The 20,847-nt window shown below is 54.0% G+C and carries 9 protein-coding genes; 7 read left to right on the top strand and 2 right to left on the bottom strand.

Annotated features, from left to right (window positions below):
* Nucleotides 1-69 precede the first annotated feature (69 nt).
* Entirely contained in the window at nucleotides 70-765 is a 696-nt protein-coding gene (locus DUE52_RS27145; protein WP_114409230.1) for a hypothetical protein, read from the top strand.
* On the opposite strand, the gene DUE52_RS27140 is transcribed toward DUE52_RS27145, so the two are convergent.
* Complete coding sequence (locus DUE52_RS27140) at nucleotides 762-3,548, bottom strand: CHAT domain-containing tetratricopeptide repeat protein (RefSeq protein WP_114409229.1); 2,787 nt, start codon at nucleotides 3,546-3,548, stop codon at nucleotides 762-764. The two genes, DUE52_RS27145 and DUE52_RS27140, sit on opposite strands and share 4 nt — an antisense overlap.
* Before the next feature lie 65 nt (nucleotides 3,549-3,613).
* Here DUE52_RS27140 and DUE52_RS27135 point away from each other — a divergent pair, with 65 nt between their 5' ends.
* From DUE52_RS27135 to DUE52_RS27125, 3 genes are all read left to right on the top strand, one after another.
* Nucleotides 3,614-7,225: a tetratricopeptide repeat protein gene (locus DUE52_RS27135; protein WP_114409228.1), complete on the top strand. Its 3,612-nt coding sequence runs from the start codon at nucleotides 3,614-3,616 to the stop codon at nucleotides 7,223-7,225.
* A gap of 137 nt (nucleotides 7,226-7,362) precedes the next feature.
* Entirely contained in the window at nucleotides 7,363-10,794 is a 3,432-nt protein-coding gene (locus DUE52_RS27130) for a tetratricopeptide repeat protein (protein ID WP_165841047.1), read from the top strand.
* A 104-nt stretch (nucleotides 10,795-10,898) separates the two neighbouring features.
* Nucleotides 10,899-12,965, top strand: a complete 2,067-nt coding sequence (locus tag DUE52_RS27125) for a caspase family protein (RefSeq protein WP_114409226.1) — start codon at nucleotides 10,899-10,901, stop codon at nucleotides 12,963-12,965.
* Nucleotides 12,966-12,992: 27 nt separating this feature from the next.
* Here DUE52_RS27125 and DUE52_RS27120 read toward each other — a convergent pair whose 3' ends face one another.
* The gene (locus DUE52_RS27120) at nucleotides 12,993-14,735 is read right to left on the bottom strand and encodes a DUF885 family protein (protein ID WP_114409263.1); all 1,743 of its coding nucleotides are present in this window, start codon (nucleotides 14,733-14,735) and stop codon (nucleotides 12,993-12,995) included.
* A gap of 136 nt (nucleotides 14,736-14,871) precedes the next feature.
* On the opposite strand from DUE52_RS27120, the gene DUE52_RS27115 reads away from it, so the two are divergent.
* The 3 genes from DUE52_RS27115 to DUE52_RS27105 all read left to right on the top strand — a co-directional run bounded on the left by DUE52_RS27115 (nucleotide 14,872) and on the right by DUE52_RS27105 (nucleotide 20,809).
* Nucleotides 14,872-17,061 (top strand): M28 family peptidase, encoded by a 2,190-nt coding sequence (locus DUE52_RS27115; protein ID WP_114409225.1) that lies wholly within the window; start codon nucleotides 14,872-14,874, stop codon nucleotides 17,059-17,061.
* 328 nt (nucleotides 17,062-17,389) lie between these two features.
* Nucleotides 17,390-19,324, top strand: coding sequence for a glycoside hydrolase family 2 protein (locus DUE52_RS27110; RefSeq protein ID WP_229312330.1), 1,935 nt, complete (start codon nucleotides 17,390-17,392; stop codon nucleotides 19,322-19,324).
* Between the two features lie 345 nt (nucleotides 19,325-19,669).
* Nucleotides 19,670-20,809 carry a hypothetical protein gene (locus tag DUE52_RS27105; protein ID WP_114409224.1) on the top strand — a complete coding sequence of 380 codons (1,140 nt, stop codon included), beginning with the start codon at nucleotides 19,670-19,672 and terminating at the stop codon, nucleotides 20,807-20,809.
* Nucleotides 20,810-20,847 lie beyond the last annotated feature (38 nt).

Raw genomic sequence — 20,847 nt, 5'->3', positions numbered from 1 at the left:
CGAACGGATGATTGACTAAAAACACCAGGAGCAAGGGCTTCGGCCCGCTCCCCACAAACCACATCTGTTATGCGACCAACCGATCAAGTACAACAATGGGAATGGATCGAAGCCTACTACCAGAACAAATTACCGGCTGCCGAGCGGCTGGTTTTTGAACAGGAACTGGCCCGCGATGCCGACTTTCGGGAAACCGCTCTCCGGCTGCAAACCGCCGATGAGGCCCTGAGGATCTTAAGTTTGGAACATACCGTTCGGAAAACCGTCCGGCACGAATTGGCGCACCGCCAGCCACTCCGCCGGTGGCGCCTGGGGCGGGTCGTGGTGAGCGGAATGGTTTTGATCGGGTTGGGACTGGCGTACCTGACCTTCGACCGGGTTGATCTGCAAAGCTACCGCGACGACGTGACGCTAACCCAACGCTACCGGGCGTCGGGCGACGATTTGCAGGAGACCGACCTGACCCCCCGGCAGCGGGCGTTTTACCGCGACTTTTTCGATGCGCAGGCGTTTCTGGCCAATGGGCAACCCGAAATGGCCATTCCCTCGCTGGAGACGCTGTCGCGGGCCGACAGCCTGCGGCCGTATTTCCGGCAGGCGGTGCAGTGGCACTTGCTGAACGCGTATCTTCTGAACAACCAGCCCGACAATGCCGATGCGACGTTTCAGTTGCTCGACCAGTCAGGGGAGCCGGTGTATCCCATCAATCGAACCGATCGCTGGAAGGTCTGGTGGCAAATTCGCTGGAAAAAACTGGCACCTTAGTGTAATTGATAGTAACGGTATAATATATACGTAGAAAAACCCAGAAAAACCGTAATGCCAAATCCCAGCCAGCTCCAGAGCCACCCGGACGTGCCTGGGTAAACGGGCTGGTGGTTGCCCATCAGGATCAGGTGAGCCCAAAAATGCGGTGGGGTAAATGCGCCGGCCGTCGCCTGCATCGTCAGAAACCGGAGCTTGGCCTGTTGCAAGGCTACATCCGTCGGTTGGCCGCGCCGGAGTTCTTCATAAAACAGTCGTGTCAGGGTCGCCGTGGTACCGTCGTTGGCATTCCAGAGCGAGGTGATCACCTGCGGGCAACCGGCAGAAGCGAAAGCCCGGCTGAGGCTCAGGAGTCCTTCGCCCTCGTGGAATTGGCCGCTTCCGGTGCGGCAGGCACTCAGCACCGCCAACCGGATGTGCCGCAAATCCAGTAAATCCAGTTCGTGGGCATAGAGCCGGTGCGACGAATCGGCGGGGAAAAACGCAATGTTGGAATTACCGGGGTCGGTATCGCTGGCTTCGGCATGGGTGGCCAGGTGCAGCAACTGGTGTTGGGGAAGCAGGGCCAGAAAAGTGCTTTTGCTGGCGTTGTTTGCCGTTGAATGGGTTCCCGACAACACCTCGGCTTCAACATCTGACCCCGCCAGAGGTTCGTAGCCCCATTGCCGAACGGTTGCCAGGGCGGTTTTTGTTACGGCAAATGGCGCCATACTCAGCACCGATGGATTCCCGTCCGGGCGAGATCCCTGGCCTTCGGCTACCCGGTTCATCGCGTACGCGTAGGTGATGGCAGCATAGCGCAGCAGGTAATCATCCGGGCGAAGGCCCGTTTCCAGCACCTCAAAGGGAACGTAGTGCAGCGGCCCGTCGCGCACGATCATCAGTCGGGTGATGCCTTGTAAATCCGTCCAGACGGGACCCAGGAGCCGCTCGAACAAGGCCCGCGCCGTGGCCTGACCGGCGTATTGAAACGGATCGGGATTGCGGTAGGCTTCGCGCCGGAGGAGGACACTCAGCCGGTTCAGGTCGGCTCCGCTAATGGGCAACAACTGCACCCGAACCGTATTCGCCTTCACCACCGTCAGCAGCAGTGAGTCGGGCGTAAGGCTGTACTGTAAGAAGGCGGTTTGGCGATCCAGGCGGCTTTGCAGGTGCTTTAGTTCATTGGGTTGCGTGGGGAGATGCCGACTGTAGGGCTGTAGCTTCTGGTAGGCGCGGCTCCAGGCCAGTTCGGCGTTGACCAGGTCAGGATCAATGGATTGCTGTACACCCGCCTGATTACGTTCGACCCAGACGGTTTTGGCCTCCGATAACCGACTTTTGGCCTGTTGCAGAGCTTCAATCAGGTGCGGGGGCGCGTTGGCATACGGTTTTTGCAATGTTTGGAGCAGTTCGTGCAAAACCGACGCGTTGCCCTGTTCCTGCCGGTGCAGCAAGGTTGCGAGCGTGGCGGGGTCGGGCTGCTGCCGGTAACGGGCGTAGGCGACAGCGACGGCTTCGCGATAGGCTGGGCGGAGTTTTTCCTGCACAAATAATTTGGTCAGTTCTGAACTGTATGACCCCTGCAACAGGTCGCTGAGGGCAAAGGCCCGCTCAAAAGTTTGGTCGGCCAGGCGCAGGTGGTTGGGGATTTCTCCCGCCGATCGGAGCAAGCGGGCTTTCTGACAAAGCGATTCGAAGAGGTCAGGTCCATTTAAAAAATCACCGGGGGCGGGATTCTGGCTCAGGTCGGCGCTTTGAAACCGGATGCTGGCCTGCTGGATAGCCCGCTGGGCAAAGGCCAGTGCGCCGGGCAGGTCGTTCTGCTGCCGGGCAATCCGACTCATCGCCATCAAACCACGCCACTGTAACCGGTACGATGCCGCCAGCCGTTGGCTCATTACCAACGACCGGGCAAACAAACCCTTTGCCCTGACTAGCTGGTTTTTTTGTTCCCGGTACTTACCCAGCGACTGATTGAGGTAAGCAGCCAGTTCGGCTCCATCGGCCCCCGCCCGTCGTACGCATTGCCTCGCTTCACGCACGAACAGCAAGACCGAATCGGTCCGCTTTTGGTGTAATCGACACTCAATCAGACCCAGCAGTAACCATCCCCGCGTGAGATCCGGAGCGGTGTAATGTTGTAGCGATGCGCGAAAGAGCGAGTCAGCGAGAGCAGGCTGGTTTGTTTGGAGGTAGAAATAAGCGAACTGATTTTCAGCGATGGCCTGACGGGTAAGGGTATTCTGGTTGGCCAGTAGCAGGAGCCGTTTCTGAAAACAGGTTTCAGCCCGTCGGTAGTCGCCTTGTTCCAGGTAAGCCATACCCTGGTTACTCCAGAATACAGCTACGTAGGCAGGTGTTTCCCGTTCGAGGGCGTGCCGGGCCGTCAGCAGGGCGTTGGCGCGTTGCCAGAACCAGTTCAGCGAGTCGGGGCGGTTTCGCAGGTGGTACAACTCACCCAAACTGGCCCAGAGTTTAAACCGGGTGCTGTCGGCCAGCGGGCTTAGTTGCAGCCCGGCCCGGCAAATCGTGGTCGACTGCTGGTAGTTATCGTACATCACGTTATACACCGTGGCTTCGTCCACGCGGATGTTGGCGGCAAGGTCGGCTTGTTTGTGCCGGAGCGCCAGTTGCCGCGCCTGACCGAAGAGCCGGAGGGCTTTGGCGGGCTCGGTGCGGTAGATGGCGTTGCCCTCCCGTTGCAGAGCCTCTGCCGACTGCGCCAGGGCAGGGAGCATCCCCAGCGGGGCAAGTAAAAGCAGCAGCCAGGCTCGGAGCGGCAGAAAAGAATGGCGGATCAAAAAAAACAGCGTTTTGATGTTACTATTTCACCGAATTGGCGAATATAGATGAAAATCCTGTTTGTATGCCAACACTTTCCCGGTCAGGTCGATTCGGACTTCTTTTTTTGTTGATGCCGCTGCTGGTGCAGGCTCAGATTGACCCGCGTCTGCTAACCGCCATCCGCCAGAACAACCCCGCCGGGGTGCAAACCGCTCTCAAGGCCGGAGCTAATCCGAATGCCACCGACTCATTGGGGGCCACTCCCCTGATGTGGGCGTGTTTTAAAGCCGATACTGCCGTGGTGAAGCTTCTGGTACAACGCGGAGCCAAAACCGAGTGCCGGGGCATCATTTCTGCCGACACCAGTTCTTACTACGGGAGCCTGACGGGCCTGGCCGCCGGACTGAACAAGTTGCCTCTGCTGCGGTATTTGCTCGAAACGCTGAAATTACCTATAAACGGGCCGGAATTTAATCCTGAAACCGGTAAGAATGACGGCTGGACACCGGTGGAGTGGGCGGCTTTTAATGGCCATTTGGCGATACTGACTTATCTGGCTGAACGAGGGGCAGATTTGAAGGTAACTAACGACAATGCACTCGTATTGGCATTGGATCAGAAAAAAGCCCCTGTGGCCGGATTTTTAATTTATAAGGGATTGCGATTGCAGCCGACACATCCGGATTATAAAAAATACAGTGAACGATATCTAGGGTTGATCGGGGTAATGTCAAGGGAGTATAATAAAAAGGGCAGGTATGATCTAGCGGCTTATTTTGCGGAACTAAGACGTGCGATTTACGCCCAAACCGTTAGCCAAACGGATGGATTGTACGCCGTTATGGTGAACGACATAGCGGTGTTGGAAAGGGGTATGGGGCATTACGATAAAGCATTATCACTGGGTTTAGAAGCACTGGGTATTTGTGAAAGAGCAGTAGGAAAAGAAACCCGGACTTATGTCAGCATTTTAGCCGGTCTGTCTACTGTTTACGATAATCTAGATAGGTACGACAAATCGTTGGAGACTTGCAAAGAAGCTTTGTCGATTGGGGGGCGGGTTTTTGGCAATATTCATCCTTCCTACGCCCTCTTGTGTAACAACATGGCTCATAGTTATGAACAGAAGGGGGAGTACGATAAAGCGCTGCCGTTGTATATTGAGTGTAAAACGATTCAGGAGAGAGTAGGACTGAAACGAGATCCTGATTATACCTCTACACTGAATAATCTGGCTGTTTTGTATGACAAAATGGGCCAATTCGATAAAGCGCTCCCCCTATTTTTAGATTGCCTGAAGATTCAGGAAGAAATTTTAGGAAAACAACATTTTTTGTATGTAACAACACTACATAACCTGGCCAGTTTATATAACGAAATGGGCAAAAGTGATGAAGCTTTAAAATTGTATAAAGAAGTTTTAGCGGTTATAAAAAACAGCAACCTGGGACAGGATCATTATGCCACGACATTGGCTGACATCGCTAGCCAGTACAAGGGAAGAGGGCTTCACACAGAGGCCGATTCATTATTAAAAGAAAGTCAGCGGATTCGGGAAGCTGTGCTTGGGAAAGAACACACTGCTTACGTCAATTCATTACTAAAGCGAGCTTATTTTTATAAAGAAGATGGTCAATATGACAAAGCCCTTTCTTTGCTGCAGGAATCTCTGACCGTTAGTGAAAAGTTTCAGGGGAAAATGCATCCTGATTACATCGCTATCCAGGTGCGCCTTGCTACTTTGTACAAAGGCAGGAGGCAATATCAACCCGCCCTTGAATTGTATTTGGAAGCCCTAAAAAACACGGAGAAAGTGCTGGGGAAATGGCACCCGGACTATGCCGAAATCCAGTATGAACTGGCCGATTTGTATGAAGAAACCCGCGAATTCAAGAAAGCCGCATCCCTGCTTATTGAGACCCGGCAACAGTATAAAAACCAGCTTCTAAAAAACAGTACGATCCTCAGTGAAAAAGCGTTGATCCAATTTCAACTGCAGTTTGATCGCAAAGATTTCACGTATTCTCTCGCCAGGCAAACCCGCGATGTCTCTCTTATCGATCAGAGTTACAATGATTTACTACTGAGTAAAGGGATAGGACTCATGGCTGGTCAGCAATTTAATCGCTTGTTGGGTCAAATCAAGGATACGGCAACCGTCCGCTTACTAACACGGCACCGGGACACGCAGGAACTCCTCAATCGCCAGCTTACCGTACCGCTTCGCCAACAGCGGGGCGTCGACTCGTTACAACGCTTATCGGATGGACTGGAGCAACAGCTTGTGATGCGATTGCCCGAATACCGTGAATCGTTCAACGTGCTGAAAATGGAGTGGCCAGAGGTTCAACGAGCCCTTGGTAACGATGAAGCTGCGATTGAATTTGTTGTTTACGATTTTTATCACAACAAATACGCACCGGGTATTCGCGGCATCGTTTACGCAGCCTTGGTGTTGCGGCCGGGCTATCGCCATCCCAAGTTCATACATTTGGGGAAAGAAGGAGATCTTGATGAACTTCTCATTACCGATACCGAATCGCCCGCTCAGATCAACGACCTGTACCGGGGCGGTGTGGCCGAAAGGGGAAACGACAAAACGCAGTTAGCCCGGGGACGAGCCCTTTCCCGGTTGATCTGGCAACCCCTCGATTCGCTGTTGCAGGGCGTAAAAACCGTCTATGTGTCCCCCGCCGGGCGGTTGCACCAGATTGCACTGGCAGCCTTGCCTTACCCAGCCGATACGAACCAGCGCATGGCCGATCGTTTCCAGATTCGGGAGGTGGGGAGTACCCGCGTGGTGGCCCTGCGCAATGCACAGATCGAACGGCCCTTCGCTGAAAAATCATTTAAAACCAGTCTGTATGGTGGCATTACGTATGATGCTAACAAGGGTAGGTCTTCGAGCCAGAAAATAGATCAATCAATTGACAATAAAATAGTTAAGGCCTGGGATTATTTGCCCGGCACTCAAATTGAAATCGATGCCCTGCGCCGGCTGTTACCGCCTGCCCATACGACCTTCCTGAATCGCGAAGCCGCCACCGAAGGCAGTGTAAAAGCGTTGTCGGGCCGGGCTCCTTCCGTGTTACACATTGCCACCCACGGTTTTTTCTTTCCTCCCCCTCCAGTACCGCAAAATGTCATCGAGATTCCTCCGGGCGACAACATTACGATCGACGTGAGAGAATTATCCGAAAAAGCCAGAAAAGAACGAGAGGCTGCTAAACGGCTGGCTGATGCCAGCGACGACCGGAGTCGGTTTCAGTTTTCGGAGAATCCGCTGCTGCGGTCGGGGCTGGTGATGGCCGGAGCCAACTACGTCTGGAAAGGAGGCACACCCATCGAGGGCGTCGATGACGGCATTCTGACCGCTTACGAATTGTCGAATCTGAACCTGCGCGGCACGGAACTGGTGGTGTTGAGTGCCTGCGAAACGGGGCTGGGGCAGGTACGGGGTAGTGAAGGGGTATATGGCCTGCAACGGGCGGTGAAGATGGCGGGAGCGCGGTATCTGCTGATGAGCCTGTGGCGGGTGTCGGACCAGGAAACCGCCGAATACATGACCCTCTTTTACGGTCAATTACTCAAAAAAGGTTCTGTCCCCGCAGCCTACGACTATGCCCAAAGCCAAATGCGGACGCGGCATCCGAAGGAGCCGTTCAAGTGGGCGGCTTTTGTGCTGGTGGAGTAAGGCGTCTGATTCAGCGTAAAATCAATTTTGTGGTTTTGTTACTTTCTTAAGCATCAACGGAATAATCAAAAAAGACCAGCATTTGCGCTATGCTCACCCGACTTTCTCTGCTCCTTCAATCCTGCATTTTTTGGCTCTTGATTACTTCCGTCTTCGCCCAGCCACCGTCTACCAACCGGGGCGGCAAGGCCGAGACGGCTCAGACGGCATCTGGCGTCGGCACGACGGCCTACGGTGTGGTGGTGGGAATTTCGACCTACCAGTTCCTGCCGTCGCTGCGGTTTGCGGATCGGGACGCGCTCGTTTTTGCCGATTACCTCGTCCGGTCAGCGGGCGTACCCGCGTCGCAGGTCGAAACACTAGTCAACCGGCAGGCGACCCTCATCAACCTGACCGACGCCCTGACAACGGTCAAAAAAAAGGTGAAAACCGGTGATCGGGTGTATGTCTATTTTGCCGGACACGGTGACATCGAAACCCGCACCGACAGTGCCGAAAACGCCATGCTGATGCTCTACGGAGCTTCCCGCCAGGACTATAATGCAACCTTCGACAAGTGTTACCTGCGGGAGATGAAACGCTGGCTCGACGAACTGACCGCAGCCGGAGCCGAAGTGGTGTTTGTGGCTGATGCCTGCCGGTCGGGGGCGTTTGCCCTGATGGGCGGGAGTGTGGGCCAAAGCCGGACGATGCTGGGTCTGGGCAAGGAGTGGGCGGGGCAGGTCAAAATTCTGTCCTGCGAACCGGGTGAACTGGCCATCGAAGGGGTTGAATTCGGCAACGGCCGGGGGTTGTTTTCCTACTGTCTGGTCGATGGCCTGATGGGCATGGCCGACAGCGACAAGGATCGTATCGTCACCAAATCGGAACTGGAGGTGTACCTGAAAACCACCGTGCCCAAAACCGCCAGACCCCACGTCCAGCATCCGGAACTGCTGGGTGGCGAGGGCGATATGTCCATCGGAACCGTCAATTCCGATTCGTTGCGGGTTTATCAACAGCGCAAAACCCGCGACTATTCGTTGTTGACGACCACCCAAACCAAGGGCTTTGAAGCCGACTTGCTCCGGGGCCTCGACTCGACCACGCAGCGGGTCTATAAGCAGTTTGAGCAAGCCCTCACCGCCCGGCATCTGCTGCACCCCGCCGGGCAGTCGGCACTGGATTACCTGCGGCAACTGCCCGCCCGCAACAATGCTAAATTGCGGGGACTGATGACGCGAAACCTGGTGGCAGCGCTGCAAGTCCGCACGGAAGGGTTGTTACGCCCTTTGCTGCGGGTGATCCGAGATTATGAGCCGCCTATGCCCACCGGCCAACTCGACTCCGCCATGGCTGAAATCGATACCTCTATTGTGCTGTTGGGGAATAATCATAACCTGATTCCGAACCTAAAGGCCCGGCGGTTTTTTCTGGAGGGGAAACGGCTTCTGATTAGCAAACGGCAGGATACCAGCGATAGCCTGACCCTATTGGCTATTTCTCGCTTTCGCGAATCGGCTCGTTTAGAGCCGAATATTCCTTACACCTATTGGGAGATGAGCCACGCTAATCTAATCCTAACTCAAATCGATTCAATGTTATTTTATCTGGAAAAATGCCGTGAATTAGTACCCAATAGCTCACCCGTATTGCAGTCTCTCGGTCATCAGTATAAAATTCGGCACCAGTTACAAAAAGCACGGCTTTGCTTTGAACAGGCTCGTCAAATTGACCCTAACGACTTGGGCATTCATGCTGCATTAGCCGATATTTTTCGTCTATTGGGCGATGAAAAGCAGGTGGAAATGTACCGAAAAAAAGCGTTGGCGGAATATCAACGGCAGTCTACTGGAAATAGCAAACGAGAGGGGGGGCTGGACTTAGTTCGGTTACTCGAAAATACCAGACAATATGATCTGGCCATCAGTCAATTACGAAAACTACTAAAAACGGATTCGACCGACGCTGAAGCGTATTTGGAACTCAGTTTGATTTTTTCAGATCAGAAGAAAATAAATGAAAGCATCGCTGCAATTGAACAGGTCATTCGGTTGAATCCTGCTTTGGGGGTAGCTCATTCTTACCGGGGGTTACAGTATTATAAACGGTATGAGACAACAAAGGAACCTGCCGATTTGCGCCAAGCGAATGAAAGTGCCGAAGAAAGTCTACGTTGGAATCCAGGAAATTTCGCAGGGCTGTTTGTTAAATGCATCGTTGAATTTGATCGCCAAAATTTCCGGGCGGCTTTACCGCTGGCCCAGCGAGCAGTTCGGAGTAACCCGTCTATTGCTGAAACGCACTATTTTATAGGAGTGATTTGCATTGCACTCAAGGATACTACACAGGCTAGACTTAGTTTGGTGCGTGCCGACTCGCTAAACGGCATCGATAAGGCTCTTATTCAGCAAGCCTTTGGCCTTCTTTATGAAATCCGGAAAGACTATGCAGCCGCTGAAAAGGCCTACCGCAGGGCGGATACGCTGAACCCCAACGATCCAACCAATCTGGCTGGCCTGGCAAAGAGTTTGGTGTTTCAAAAGAGAAATTGGACCGAAATTATAGCACTGTGTGAACGCCTTCAAAAACTCACACCTACCGACGAAGGCGTCTGGATCGTGCCCGGTGCTATCTATTACGAAGAAAAAAAATATTCTCAGGCACTAGCTGCTTATACTGAAGCGATTCGGCTGAATCCTAAAAATGCGAAGAGCTATTTTGCAATCGGAAATATCCACATGCTTGCTAAGCAATATAAATCATCCGCCGAGGCTTATCGACGGGCTTCCGATTTGGACAGTACAAATGTCAAGTATGCATTTGAAGCGGCTAAATTATACTTCTATGATGGCTACAATCTGAGCAAACCAGACCTGGTTTTCGAGATGGCCAGTCGCGTAATCGCTGTCGACACAATTGCTTATCCCGTAGCCGCCCGTCGTGATTCTGTCGTAAGGGCCCGGCTAGCGACAACTTATGGCATGTTAGGAAAAGTTTTATTTGCCCGGAAACAGCATCTACAATCCATTCTTTGGAATAGGAAAGCGATAACTGAACAACCTGAAAGCAAGTTCAACGATTATTATTTGTCCCAGATTGGATTGGCCTACATCGATTTAAATCAACCCGCCAAAGCCATCTCCTCTTTCCGGGAAGCCATTCGATTAAAGCCCAAGGATATCAGTTATCGTTTACAGTTAATGGTGGCTTTGGTCCGATCGGGTGATGCCGTCGCAGGTGAAACCGAAGCCAGAGCCGCGTTGCGCCTGGACTCCGTCAATGTGCGGGCTACGCAGACCTTAGCCGTTGCCGTCATGCGCCAAAACCGGTATGCCGAAGCCTGGCAGTGGGGGCAACGGCTCGAAAAAATAGCCACAGTCAATCTGTGGGAAGCGCCCTATTTTTATGCCCGCTGGTTTGCGCGGCAGGGCAACACCAGAGAAGCGTTACCCCACTTGGAGAAAGCCTTTAAACAAGGCTTCGGCACCGATGCCAGCGTCATTCTGACCAATCCCGATTTTGATCCCATCAAACCGGACACCGGGTTTATGAACTTGATCCGAACCTATTGCCCGGAAAAGAAATAAAACCGCTACTCTTAACCCATTTCGGTCGTTCTCACCTGTTACTTTTTCCCCGGTTTTCGGAATAACCCACTAAATACAGTCTCTCAATCCAAGTCGTGTTCTCTATGCCTATCCTGCCTCCATTTATCCCGTATTCGGTTCTGGCGGTTTTAGCTACGTTGGTGCTGGCAACGACGCCCGCGCTGGCCCAGACCAAACGAGCGCTCATTGTAGCCATTGGCGACTACCCGAACGAAACCAACAAAAACCGGGGCAACACCGACTGGCCGGATATCAATTCGGCCAACGATGTGTTGCTGATTCAGGGAGCGCTGAAACGGCAAAATTTTACGGACATCGTCGTGCTGCGCGACGACAAAGCGACCCGGAAGGGTATTCTGGCGGCCGTAGACACCCTGATTGCCCATAGCCAGAAAGGGGATATTGTGGTCATTCATTTCTCCAGCCACGGCCAGCAGATTAATGATAATGACAGCGACGAACTGGATGCCCTCGACGAAGCCATTGTGTGTTACGGCGCACCGAGCGATACAACCGGTGAGTTTGCAGCGTATGACGGAAGCCAGCACCTGCGCGATGAAGATCTGGGCGAATCCATCAACCGGCTCCGTACCAAACTAGGGGTCGGTGGCGACGTCCTGCTGATTGCCGATGCCTGTCATTCCGGCACCATTACGCGCGGAAACGATGGCCCGTTCCTCGTACGCGGCAACAAAAAAACGATGTATCTGGCAAATCATAAAACCAAAACCGCCCCTCCGGTTGCGCAAAAAACGCGTCCTTTTTTGGCTGCGACCTACAACCGCCCCGCCAGCCAGACCGATATGGCACCCTACGTCGTGATCTCGGCGGCCCGGGCAAACGAAGTCAATCAGGAGTGCATTACGGCGACCAAAATGCCCGCCGGATCACTCTCCTACGCTTTCACCCGATCGATGACGAACCTTCGGCCGGGGGAGACCTACCGGTTATTATTTAACCGGATTGTCACGGAGTTGCTGCGCATGGGCAAGAGTCAGCACCCCGAAGTGGAAGGGGATGTGGACCGGCAACTGTTTGGGGGGCAGGTGGTGGAGCAGCAGCCCTATTACACCCTCAGCGAAATGGCCGAAAACCGGCGCCAGTTGACCATTCCGGCGGGGCGGTTGGAAATGATTTATCCCGGAACAACCGTCCGCGTTTGCCCGGCCGGAACCCAAAATCCCGCGATGGCAACGAAGGCGGTTTCGGGCACCGTAACGACCGGTACGCTGTTTTCGACGACCATCAACCTGGCCAAACCGCTTCCTCCGGGTCTGGAGAGTGAATACTGGGTGTTTCTGCAGGAACGGACTTTTGGCGATCTGACGGTTCGGGTTAGTCTCGACAGCCTGCCGCGACCCGCCTTGCGACAACAGATGCAAGCTTCATTGGCTAAACTGCCGCTGGTGAAATTTGACCGGACGACGCCCGACTTGCAACTCTGCCAGCGCGATTCCGCGGGATTTTCGCGGGTGGCCGTGAAGCGAACGTCTGACGGAACGCAATTTGGCGACTTGATAAGGCTGGATGAACCGGGCGGGGCAGAAAGGGTGAGTCTCCGGATTCAGGATTATGTACAGGCCAAATTTCTGCAAAATTTCAACCCGTCGTATCCCGGTATCGACGTTCGGATGGAAATCCTTCCCAACAAACCCCAAAGCCGCGACGCCAACGATACCACCAGCCGGGAGCCGTTTCTTCAGAATGGGTTGCTGGCGTTGCCGCCGGGTTGGATCTCGGTGCGCATGATCAATGCAGGCGATTTACCGGTCTATTATTCCGTGATCGACATTCAACCCGACGGCCTGGTGTCGGTTATTTTTCCCCGACCGAACACGCCCGATACGCCCGACCAATACCGACTTGAGCCGAAGCAAAGCCTGATCATTCCGAGCCGTGTGGCAATTTCTGCGCCCTACGGAAGCGAGACGTTCAAAGTGCTGGCATCCCTCGAAAAATTTGACCTGCGTAATGTCATTAAAATGCGTGAACGGGGCAATTTGAGCATGAGGGGCGTCAACAATGTGCTGGAAATACTATTTGGCCGGGCTCAGGTGATGGCCCGGTCGTCCGTTGCCGAAACCGGGTTCCCCGAAACCACCATCGGATCATTTAGCTACCCTTTCCTGATTGTTCCGAAAAAGCCGTAAGACTGTCTGTCTGAACCACAAAACCGTTTACTTCCCGTCTTTCTCATAAAACCGCCAGGAGGTCTTGAAATCTTTGCTCAGTTTCTGATTGGTCAGAATGGCCCGGATCATTTCGACCGGCATGGCGTTGAGCTGCAAAATGGCGTCGTGGAATTGCTTGTAGGTCATCTTTTTACTGTCCACGAATTCCTTTTTCAGGCCGTAAAACTGAAAACCGCCCGTCATGTAAGCCAGTTGGTAGAGCGGGGGATAGCCGCCCACGAACGAACGGCGCACTTCGCCCTCGGCATTGGCGCGCTCGTGGCCAACCCGGTCCACCAGAAAGTCGATGCACTGCTGCGGGGACCATTTGCCGAGGTGGTAATTCAGCGAAAAAATGATGCGGGCGCAGCGGTGCATCCGCCAGAACAGCATCCCGATCCGGTCTTCGGGCGACTGCGGAAACTTCATGTCCCACAGAATCATTTCCCAGTATAAGGCCCAGCCTTCCGTCCAGAACGGCGTGTCGAAATTGCGGTAGGTCTTGTGCCGGTTGTTCATAAACCCCTGGAGATGGTGTCCGGCAATGAGTTCGTGATGAACCGTCGAGCGGGAGAAATGCGGATTGTTGCCCCGCATACTCATCAGCTTATCCTCGTGTTCCATGGTGTTCGTCGGATACGAAATCAGGATGGATTCGCCCCCCAGGAAAAAGGGCGATACTTTCTGCCGGGCGGCTGCCATCATGTTCATCCGCCAGGTTTCTTCGGCGATGGGCGGAATGGTTACCAGGTCGTTTTTTTTCAGGAACGCAATGGATTCATCGTACAGACGTAAGATCAGTTCCGGCTGTTTGCCGGTCGGGACGGCGGTATTTTTGACTTTTTCCTGGGCAGCTTTCCAGTCCGTGCCAAACCCCATTTCCTGCGAGGCTTTCAGCAACTCCCGGTCGCACCACGCAAATTCGCGGTTGGCAATGTCGACCAGTTCTTCCGGCGAATATGGAATGAGTTCAAACTGAAGCTGCCGGAGGAGTTCGTCACGGCCCACGGCAATGCCCGAAATACCGCTGCCGTCGTCTTTGGCCGGGGCCGCTTCTGTGACTTTTTTAGCCAGCAAAGCCGTATACGTCGTCAGCAAGCTGTCGGTTTTTCGGTAGGGTTCCGGTACCCACCAGCTAAACTGCGGGTCGTAGGCATTGTAGAACGTAAAGACGCTTTTCAGGGCGGCCTGCAAGCCTTTGGCGGTTCCTTCGGCGCGCCGGGCCTGCGCTGGTTCGATCTTCTCGGTTTTCTCAACCACCTTCCGAACCGTTAAAATTTGTTTCCCAATAGTGTTCAGGTCCGCAGCTACCTGCTCGGCCACCAACGGCATTCCGCGCCGACGGAATTTTTCCAGTGCGTAGATTTTGTCGGCAAACGGAAACCAGTCTTTGGTCTGGTTAACCTCTCGTTCTTCGTCCGTTAATTCCTGAAGCGCTTTCTTCAGATTTCGTTGAAACAGCAGATAATCCACCCGGCTGTCGGTGTTCATCCGGTCAAAATCCAGTTGCTGCAATTGCCGCAGGTAATCGGTGTGAAACGTCTTGAAACGCTCCCGCCGTTCGGGCGAATTTTCAAGCGTGTAAAACCGGCTGAGACTGCCCCGATCGGCTTCATAGTTCGTCAGCAGATGATGAACATCGCTCGTTTGCCGGTATAATCCGTTCGCCGGATTCGGTTGAGCGAATGCCACCAGTGGGCCGACAAAAAGCAGGAAGGAAAGGACGGAACGGGTAAACGGTGGTTTCATGGGCGGTTTCATCGGTGGTTTCAATTCACTAAAGTAGTTATTGTATAATAAAAACCGGAAAATATTCGGCCAAAAACGATTTTTGCCAACTATTCTGTAACTTTTAGGCCTGTTAACCTGAACAACCTGCTCATCTATGAAACACAACTCCGTTTGCTCAGTGCTTTGGCTGGCGTTGAGTCTGACCGCGGCACAGGCCCAAAAGTTTACCGGTTTTACCCCCGCTCGTCAGGCCACTGAGGAAAAAGCGGAAGCCGAATTCAAGAAACACCAGTCGTCGGCGGCTTTCAAAAAGCACCTCGAAATGCTGAGCAGTGTGCCCCACGTGGCCGGAACGCCTGAAAATGAGAAGGTTCGGGACTACATTGCCGAAACCATGCGGAAAGCGGGCTGGCAGGTCGATATTTACCCGCACGACATTTATTTGCCGAAAGGTCCGGGCGAAATTGCCGTCGAACTGGTAGAACCCATTCGCCAGCCGCTGAACATTCGGGAGTATCTTTTTGCGGAGGACAAATACGCCAAAGACCCGCGCCTGATGCCGGGCTGGAATGCCTATTCCGGTTCGGGCGATGTGACAGCGGAAATCGTTTACGCCAACTACGGACGCAAGGAAGACTTCGAGCAACTGAAGGCGATGGGCATTTCGGTGCAGGGAAAAATCGTCATGGCGCGTTATGGCGGTAATTTCCGGGGCTACAAAGCCCTGTTTGCCCAGGCCGCCGGAGCCGCCGGGGTCATTATTTACACCGATCCGGCCGACAACGGGTATACGAAAGGACTGACGTTTCCGGAAGGGCCACAACCCAGCGAGAGCGTCATTCAGCGCGGATCGCTGCTGACGGTTCCGTACACCGGTGACCCACTGACACCCGGCGAACCCGCGCTGCCGATCGACGGAAAAACCAAAATCAAACGGCTCGATCCAAAGGATGTTGCCCTGCACACCATTCCGGTGACGCCCATTCCGTACGGTTCGGCCACCGAAATTCTGAAACGCATGACGGGCAGCAAAGCCGTTCCGACGGGCTGGCAGGGCGGCTTGCCGTTTACGTACCGTCTGGAAGGCGGTTCGGCCCTGAAAGTGCGGCTGATGGTGAAGCAGGAAAAAGCCATTACCCGGATTTATGAAGTGGTCGGGACGATGGTCGGAACGGAATTTCCCGACGAATGGATCATTGCCGGTTGCCATTACGACGCCTGGTCGTTCGGAGCCACCGATCCCAACAGCGGCACGGCGATGTTGCTGAGCCTAACCGAATCGTTGGGCAAACTGGCAAAAACCGGTCAAAAACCCCGGCGGACGATCAAAATAGCGCACTGGGATGCCGAAGAGTTCGGCGTTATCGGCTCGGCGGAATGGGCGGAGCAGTTTCGGGATGAACTGACGCAGAAAGCCGTTGCCTACATGAATTATGATGCCGCCGTATCGGGCCGGAATTTCGGGGCCAGCGCGTCGCCGTCTCTGAAAAAGATTCTGATTGAAGCCACGCAGGCTGTTCAATACCCCGATTCCAACAAAACCGTCTATGAGCATTGGCTAGCGCAGGGCGGTCGCCGGGGTGGCAGCACCGTCGGCATTGCCTCATCGGCACCGGCTACGGTCGTCAACGAGCCGGTTATCGGCAACCTGGGCGGTGGTTCGGATCACATTGCGCCCTACATGCACGTCGGCATTCCGTCGCTGAACGCCGGAACGGGTGGGCCGACGCTCTACCATTCGTCCTACGACGACCTGTTTTTCTACGATAAATTTGCCGATCCGACTTACAAAATGGGGCCGATGGTGGAGCAGGTGGTGGGAACCATGACGTTGCGGCTGGCCAATGCCGACGTGCTGCCCTACGATCTGGTGCGCTATGCCAACGATCTTTCGACTCATTTGAAAGCCGCCGAAAAAGCCATCAAAGCCTATGCGCCGACCTATTCCATTGAACCGTTGCTGACGGCGGTGGTCGATCTGAAAAAGAATGCTGAAGCCGCCGAAACCGCCCGCCAGAATTATTTGCAGGCGGGTCGCACCGACAAACTGGCCGAACTGAACAAGACCATGCGGCAACTGGAGCAGTCGTTTATCGACCCCAAAGGCATGGCGTTCGGGTCGTGGTATCGCTCGTTATATGCCTCCTCGGACCCGAACAGCGGATACGCGTCGTGGATGTTGCCGGGCCTGCTCTACGAAGCTTCCCTGAAATCGACCGCCAACCTGCCCGATCTGGAAGCCCGCTACAAGAAAGCCATCCAAACGCTGAGCGACCGATTGGGAACGCTGGTGGAAGGCATGGCTGCGGGCAATCCGGCGACCTTGGGCGGAGGGAAAAAATAGGGCTGGAATGAACCATAAATTCAAAAATACCAGCCCACGATTTCAATCGTGGGACCTCGAAGAAACATCCAGCATCAATAACCGTTTTAACGGTTTAAAATCCAGAAACCGTTAAAACGGTTATTAGCCGTCCATTTTTTACCCCGTCATCCTCCGGTTAAAACCGTGGGCTATTGAAATCATTTTGAATACCGATTTCTATTTATCAATTACAGGATTCAATAAACGGGGTTCTGGTCATTGGAACGGGGTTTTATTTCGAAAGAAGTAGGTCGTTACCTCACGAAGCTTTTGGAGAAGAAGTTCGTGAAGAAATTACCCTACATCCATGAAACACCCAATTCGACGTTCCTTTGATATCTTTCTGTGCTGTGCGCTTTTTGGCGTAGTTCTCCTTCCGTCTGTTCGGGCGCAAACCAATGCAACCGGCCCGGCCACGGCGGCCATTCTGAGTCGCTGGGAAAAACAGGTGACGCCCGAAAACGCCTGGCGCGACTACCCGCGTCCGCAACTGGTGCGGGCCAATTGGCAGAACCTGAACGGAATGTGGGAATACGCCATCCGGTCCAAAACCGAAGGCCAGCCCGCCAATTTCGACGGGCAAATTCTGGTGCCTTTCTGCGTGGAATCAACGCTTTCGAAAGTAACGAAATCACTCAAATCGGATCAACGGCTGTGGTATCGCCGGAATGTGACGATCCCCACCGACTGGAACGGGCAGCGGGTGTTGCTGCATTTTGGTGCGGTGGATTACGAATGCAATCTGTGGGTCAACGGCGGTTTGGTCGGATCGCACGTCGGCGGCTCGGATGCGTTTGAATTCGATATCACGGATTTTCTGAAATCGGGTCAAAATCAACTGGTTCTGGGTGTGACGGACCCCACCACCGACGGTGAACAGCCACGCGGTAAACAGGTGTTCGACCCCAGAGGCATCTGGTATACCCCGGTGTCGGGCATTTGGCAAACCGTCTGGCTCGAACCAGTTCCCAACCCGGCTTACATTGAAGAAGTTCGGCTCACCCCGGAGCTGGATTCCAGCCGGTTGCGGGTGGAAGTGCTGCTAAACCGACCCCTCACCAACCCAACGAGCGCCATCCGGTTAACGGCGCTGGACGGAACCCAAACCGTTGCGAGTCTGCTGGTTCGGTCGGGGCGGGTGGCCTATCTGCCCATCAAAAATCCGAAACTTTGGTCGCCCGACAGTCCGTTTCTCTACAACCTGAAAGCGGAACTGGTGACGGTGAAAGACCCCTTTCCCGGAGCCGAAAACCGCAACCGCCCGCGTCACAACGACGCCGAGCGGTCGGCTTATGCCAAAGCCGAGGTAACGGGCAATGCCGTCGATGCCGTGACGAGTTATTTCGCGATGCGGAAAATGTCGATGGGGCCGGGCAAGATCGCCGGGCAGCCCATGATGTTGCTGAATAACAAACCGGTATTCCAGAACGGTCCGCTCGATCAGGGCTGGTGGCCGGGGAGTTTGCTGACACCTCCGTCGGACGAAGCGATGGTTTTTGAACTGGATTTTCTGAAAAAATCCGGTTTCAATATGCTGCGGAAACACATCAAGGTGGAACCCGACCGGTATTATTACCACTGCGACCGGCTGGGTTTGCTGGTTTGGCAGGACATGCCGTCCGGTTTTTTGAGCGGCCAGGATATGGGTCGTCAGGAGGTTGTCGAACCGTTGCGCCGGTCGAAAGGCAAGGAGCAGTTTGAACTGGAACTACGCCGGATGATGAACCGCCTGCACAATCACCCCAGCATTGTGACCTGGGTGGTACACAACGAAGGCTGGGGCCAGTATGACAATGTTCGGCTGGCGGATTGGGTGAAAGCACTTGATCCCAGCCGGTTGGTCAATGCCGCCAGCGGCTGGTCTGACCTGGGCGCGGGCGATTTCTTCGACATTCACACCTATGAAGAAGTGCCCAATGTGCCGGAACCCAAAAAAGACCGGGTGATTGTCGTCGGTGAGTTCGGCGGCATCGGCTGGCCGATTACCGGACATTTGTGGGACCCCGGCAAACGGAACTGGGGCTACCAGACCTATCAAGATAAAGATGCGGTTCTGAAGGCGTATCGCACCAAATACGCCAAAATGGTGGAAATGTACCAGAAGAACGGCGTTTCGGCAGCGGTGTATACCCAAACGACGGATGTGGAAGGCGAGGTCAACGGCCTGCTGACCTACGACCGGGAAATTATCAAGATTCCGATTGAGACATTGCGGGAAATCCACGCGCCCCTGTTCAAATAAAGGCGGTTTTATAAACCGGTCAAAAACCCGGCAAAGACACGGATTCATCGGATTTTGAGTGAACAGAAACAGCCCTGCAACGGGCGGCACCCGCTGGTTGTCGCCCGTTGCAGGGCTGTTTCTGTTGTTGTGCAGGCGTATCGTTTTAGTAACTCCCCAAACGGGCGGGATTACGCGCCAATTTTGGTCGAAATCAGCAGCTTTGCAACCGGTACGATCTGATTATCAGTTCGTAAATTCTTGTTTCGTAATGTCTCTCATCCGTTTCCGGGCAAAATTTTGCGGTTTACTTGCGTATTAAAATAAAAAACGATTACTTGCTTGCAACTACAAACAACTATCTCAATGAAGATACAATTTCTACTTCTGATTTCTTTCATCCTGCTCAGCCTGGGAGGATCGGCGCAGGATTTGGATTGGAATACCTATCCGGACGGCTCGTTCAATCACACCTATCCGACGGTTGGAAATGCCCCGGTCAGTGTGGGCGTTGAGACGACGGGCAGTACATCGTCGCTCAATGCGAACGAACCCAACGGCCGTCCGACGGGTTTGCGGCTTGCGGCTGATTTTCCCGCCAGCGGCAATTGTGTTTCGGTAAAAATCACGTTTTCGCAACCCGTCAGTAACCTGAATTTCAACCTGATCGATATTGATTACGCGGATGGGGATAGTGACTATCAGGATGTTGTAACGGTTTCGGGCAGCAACGGAGGAACACCGGTTAGTCCGAGTATTGGGTCGGCGGCTACCAATACCGTGAGTGGCAATACCGTTACGGGTATAAACAGTGACGTTGCTTTAGCCCAGAATCTGGTTACGTTCAGTAGTCCGGTCACCGAAGTAACCATCCAGTACTGCGCCGGACCAGCTTTTGCTCTTCCAGAATCGCAGGAAATTTATATTGGCGACTTTACCTGGGATGATGAACCCGCTATGCCCGTGCGGCTGGCGTCGTTCAGTGGCAAGCGGGTCGAACACCAGATGTTACTGGGCTGGCAAACCACCTTCGAATCCAACAGTGCCTATTTCGTTGTGGAGCGCAGCACCGACGCCAAAGCCTTTGAAGCCATTGGCCGGGTGGTTTCCCAGGGTTTCTCCGAATCGATGCAGGCATACGGTTTTACGGATGAAGCTCCGCAAAAGGGAACGAATTATTACCGCTTGCGGCAGGTCGACCGCGACGGCCGGTTTGAATTTTCGAAAATTCTGGGGCTGACGTACGATGCCGACGGGTTCTATTTTGAGGTTTTGGCGCTGGAACGGGGCCGGATCGAAGTGAAGACCAATGCGCCGGACCCTGCGTTCGCGGTGGTGGATCTGCGGGGCATTGCTAATCTGGGTTCAGTTGAAAAAATGGGCGCGACGCGGTATGTTTTGCAGGTAACGCCCTCCGGTCTGGCCACACCGTCCCTGAAAATCGTCCAGATGCGAACGAGCCACTTCGGCTACGCCAAACGCGTGCTGCTGAATGACCTGAATTAATGTTTATTTGTGTATACCAGACACCCTGCCGGTTTTGC

Origin of the sequence: Larkinella punicea (genome assembly GCF_003334855.1) — a bacterium.
GTDB classification, from domain to species: Bacteria; Bacteroidota; Bacteroidia; order Cytophagales; family Spirosomataceae; genus Larkinella; species Larkinella punicea.
Note: the sequence above shows the minus strand (reverse complement) of the source record. Positions and strands in the feature narration are given on the sequence as shown.

Bases quoted from the DNA above. Each gene is read 5' to 3' on its own strand.
- DUE52_RS27145 (WP_114409230.1), top strand. From the start codon at position 70: ATGCGACCAACCGATCAAGTACAACAATGGGAATGGATCGAAGCCTAC.
- DUE52_RS27135 (WP_114409228.1), top strand. From the start codon at position 3,614: ATGCCAACACTTTCCCGGTCAGGTCGATTCGGACTTCTTTTTTTGTTG.
- DUE52_RS27125 (WP_114409226.1), top strand. From the start codon at position 10,899: ATGCCTATCCTGCCTCCATTTATCCCGTATTCGGTTCTGGCGGTTTTA.
- DUE52_RS27120 (WP_114409263.1), bottom strand. From the start codon at position 14,735: ATGAAACCACCGTTTACCCGTTCCGTCCTTTCCTTCCTGCTTTTTGTC.
- DUE52_RS27115 (WP_114409225.1), top strand. From the start codon at position 14,872: ATGAAACACAACTCCGTTTGCTCAGTGCTTTGGCTGGCGTTGAGTCTG.
- DUE52_RS27110 (WP_229312330.1), top strand. From the start codon at position 17,390: ATGAAACACCCAATTCGACGTTCCTTTGATATCTTTCTGTGCTGTGCG.
- DUE52_RS27105 (WP_114409224.1), top strand. From the start codon at position 19,670: ATGAAGATACAATTTCTACTTCTGATTTCTTTCATCCTGCTCAGCCTG.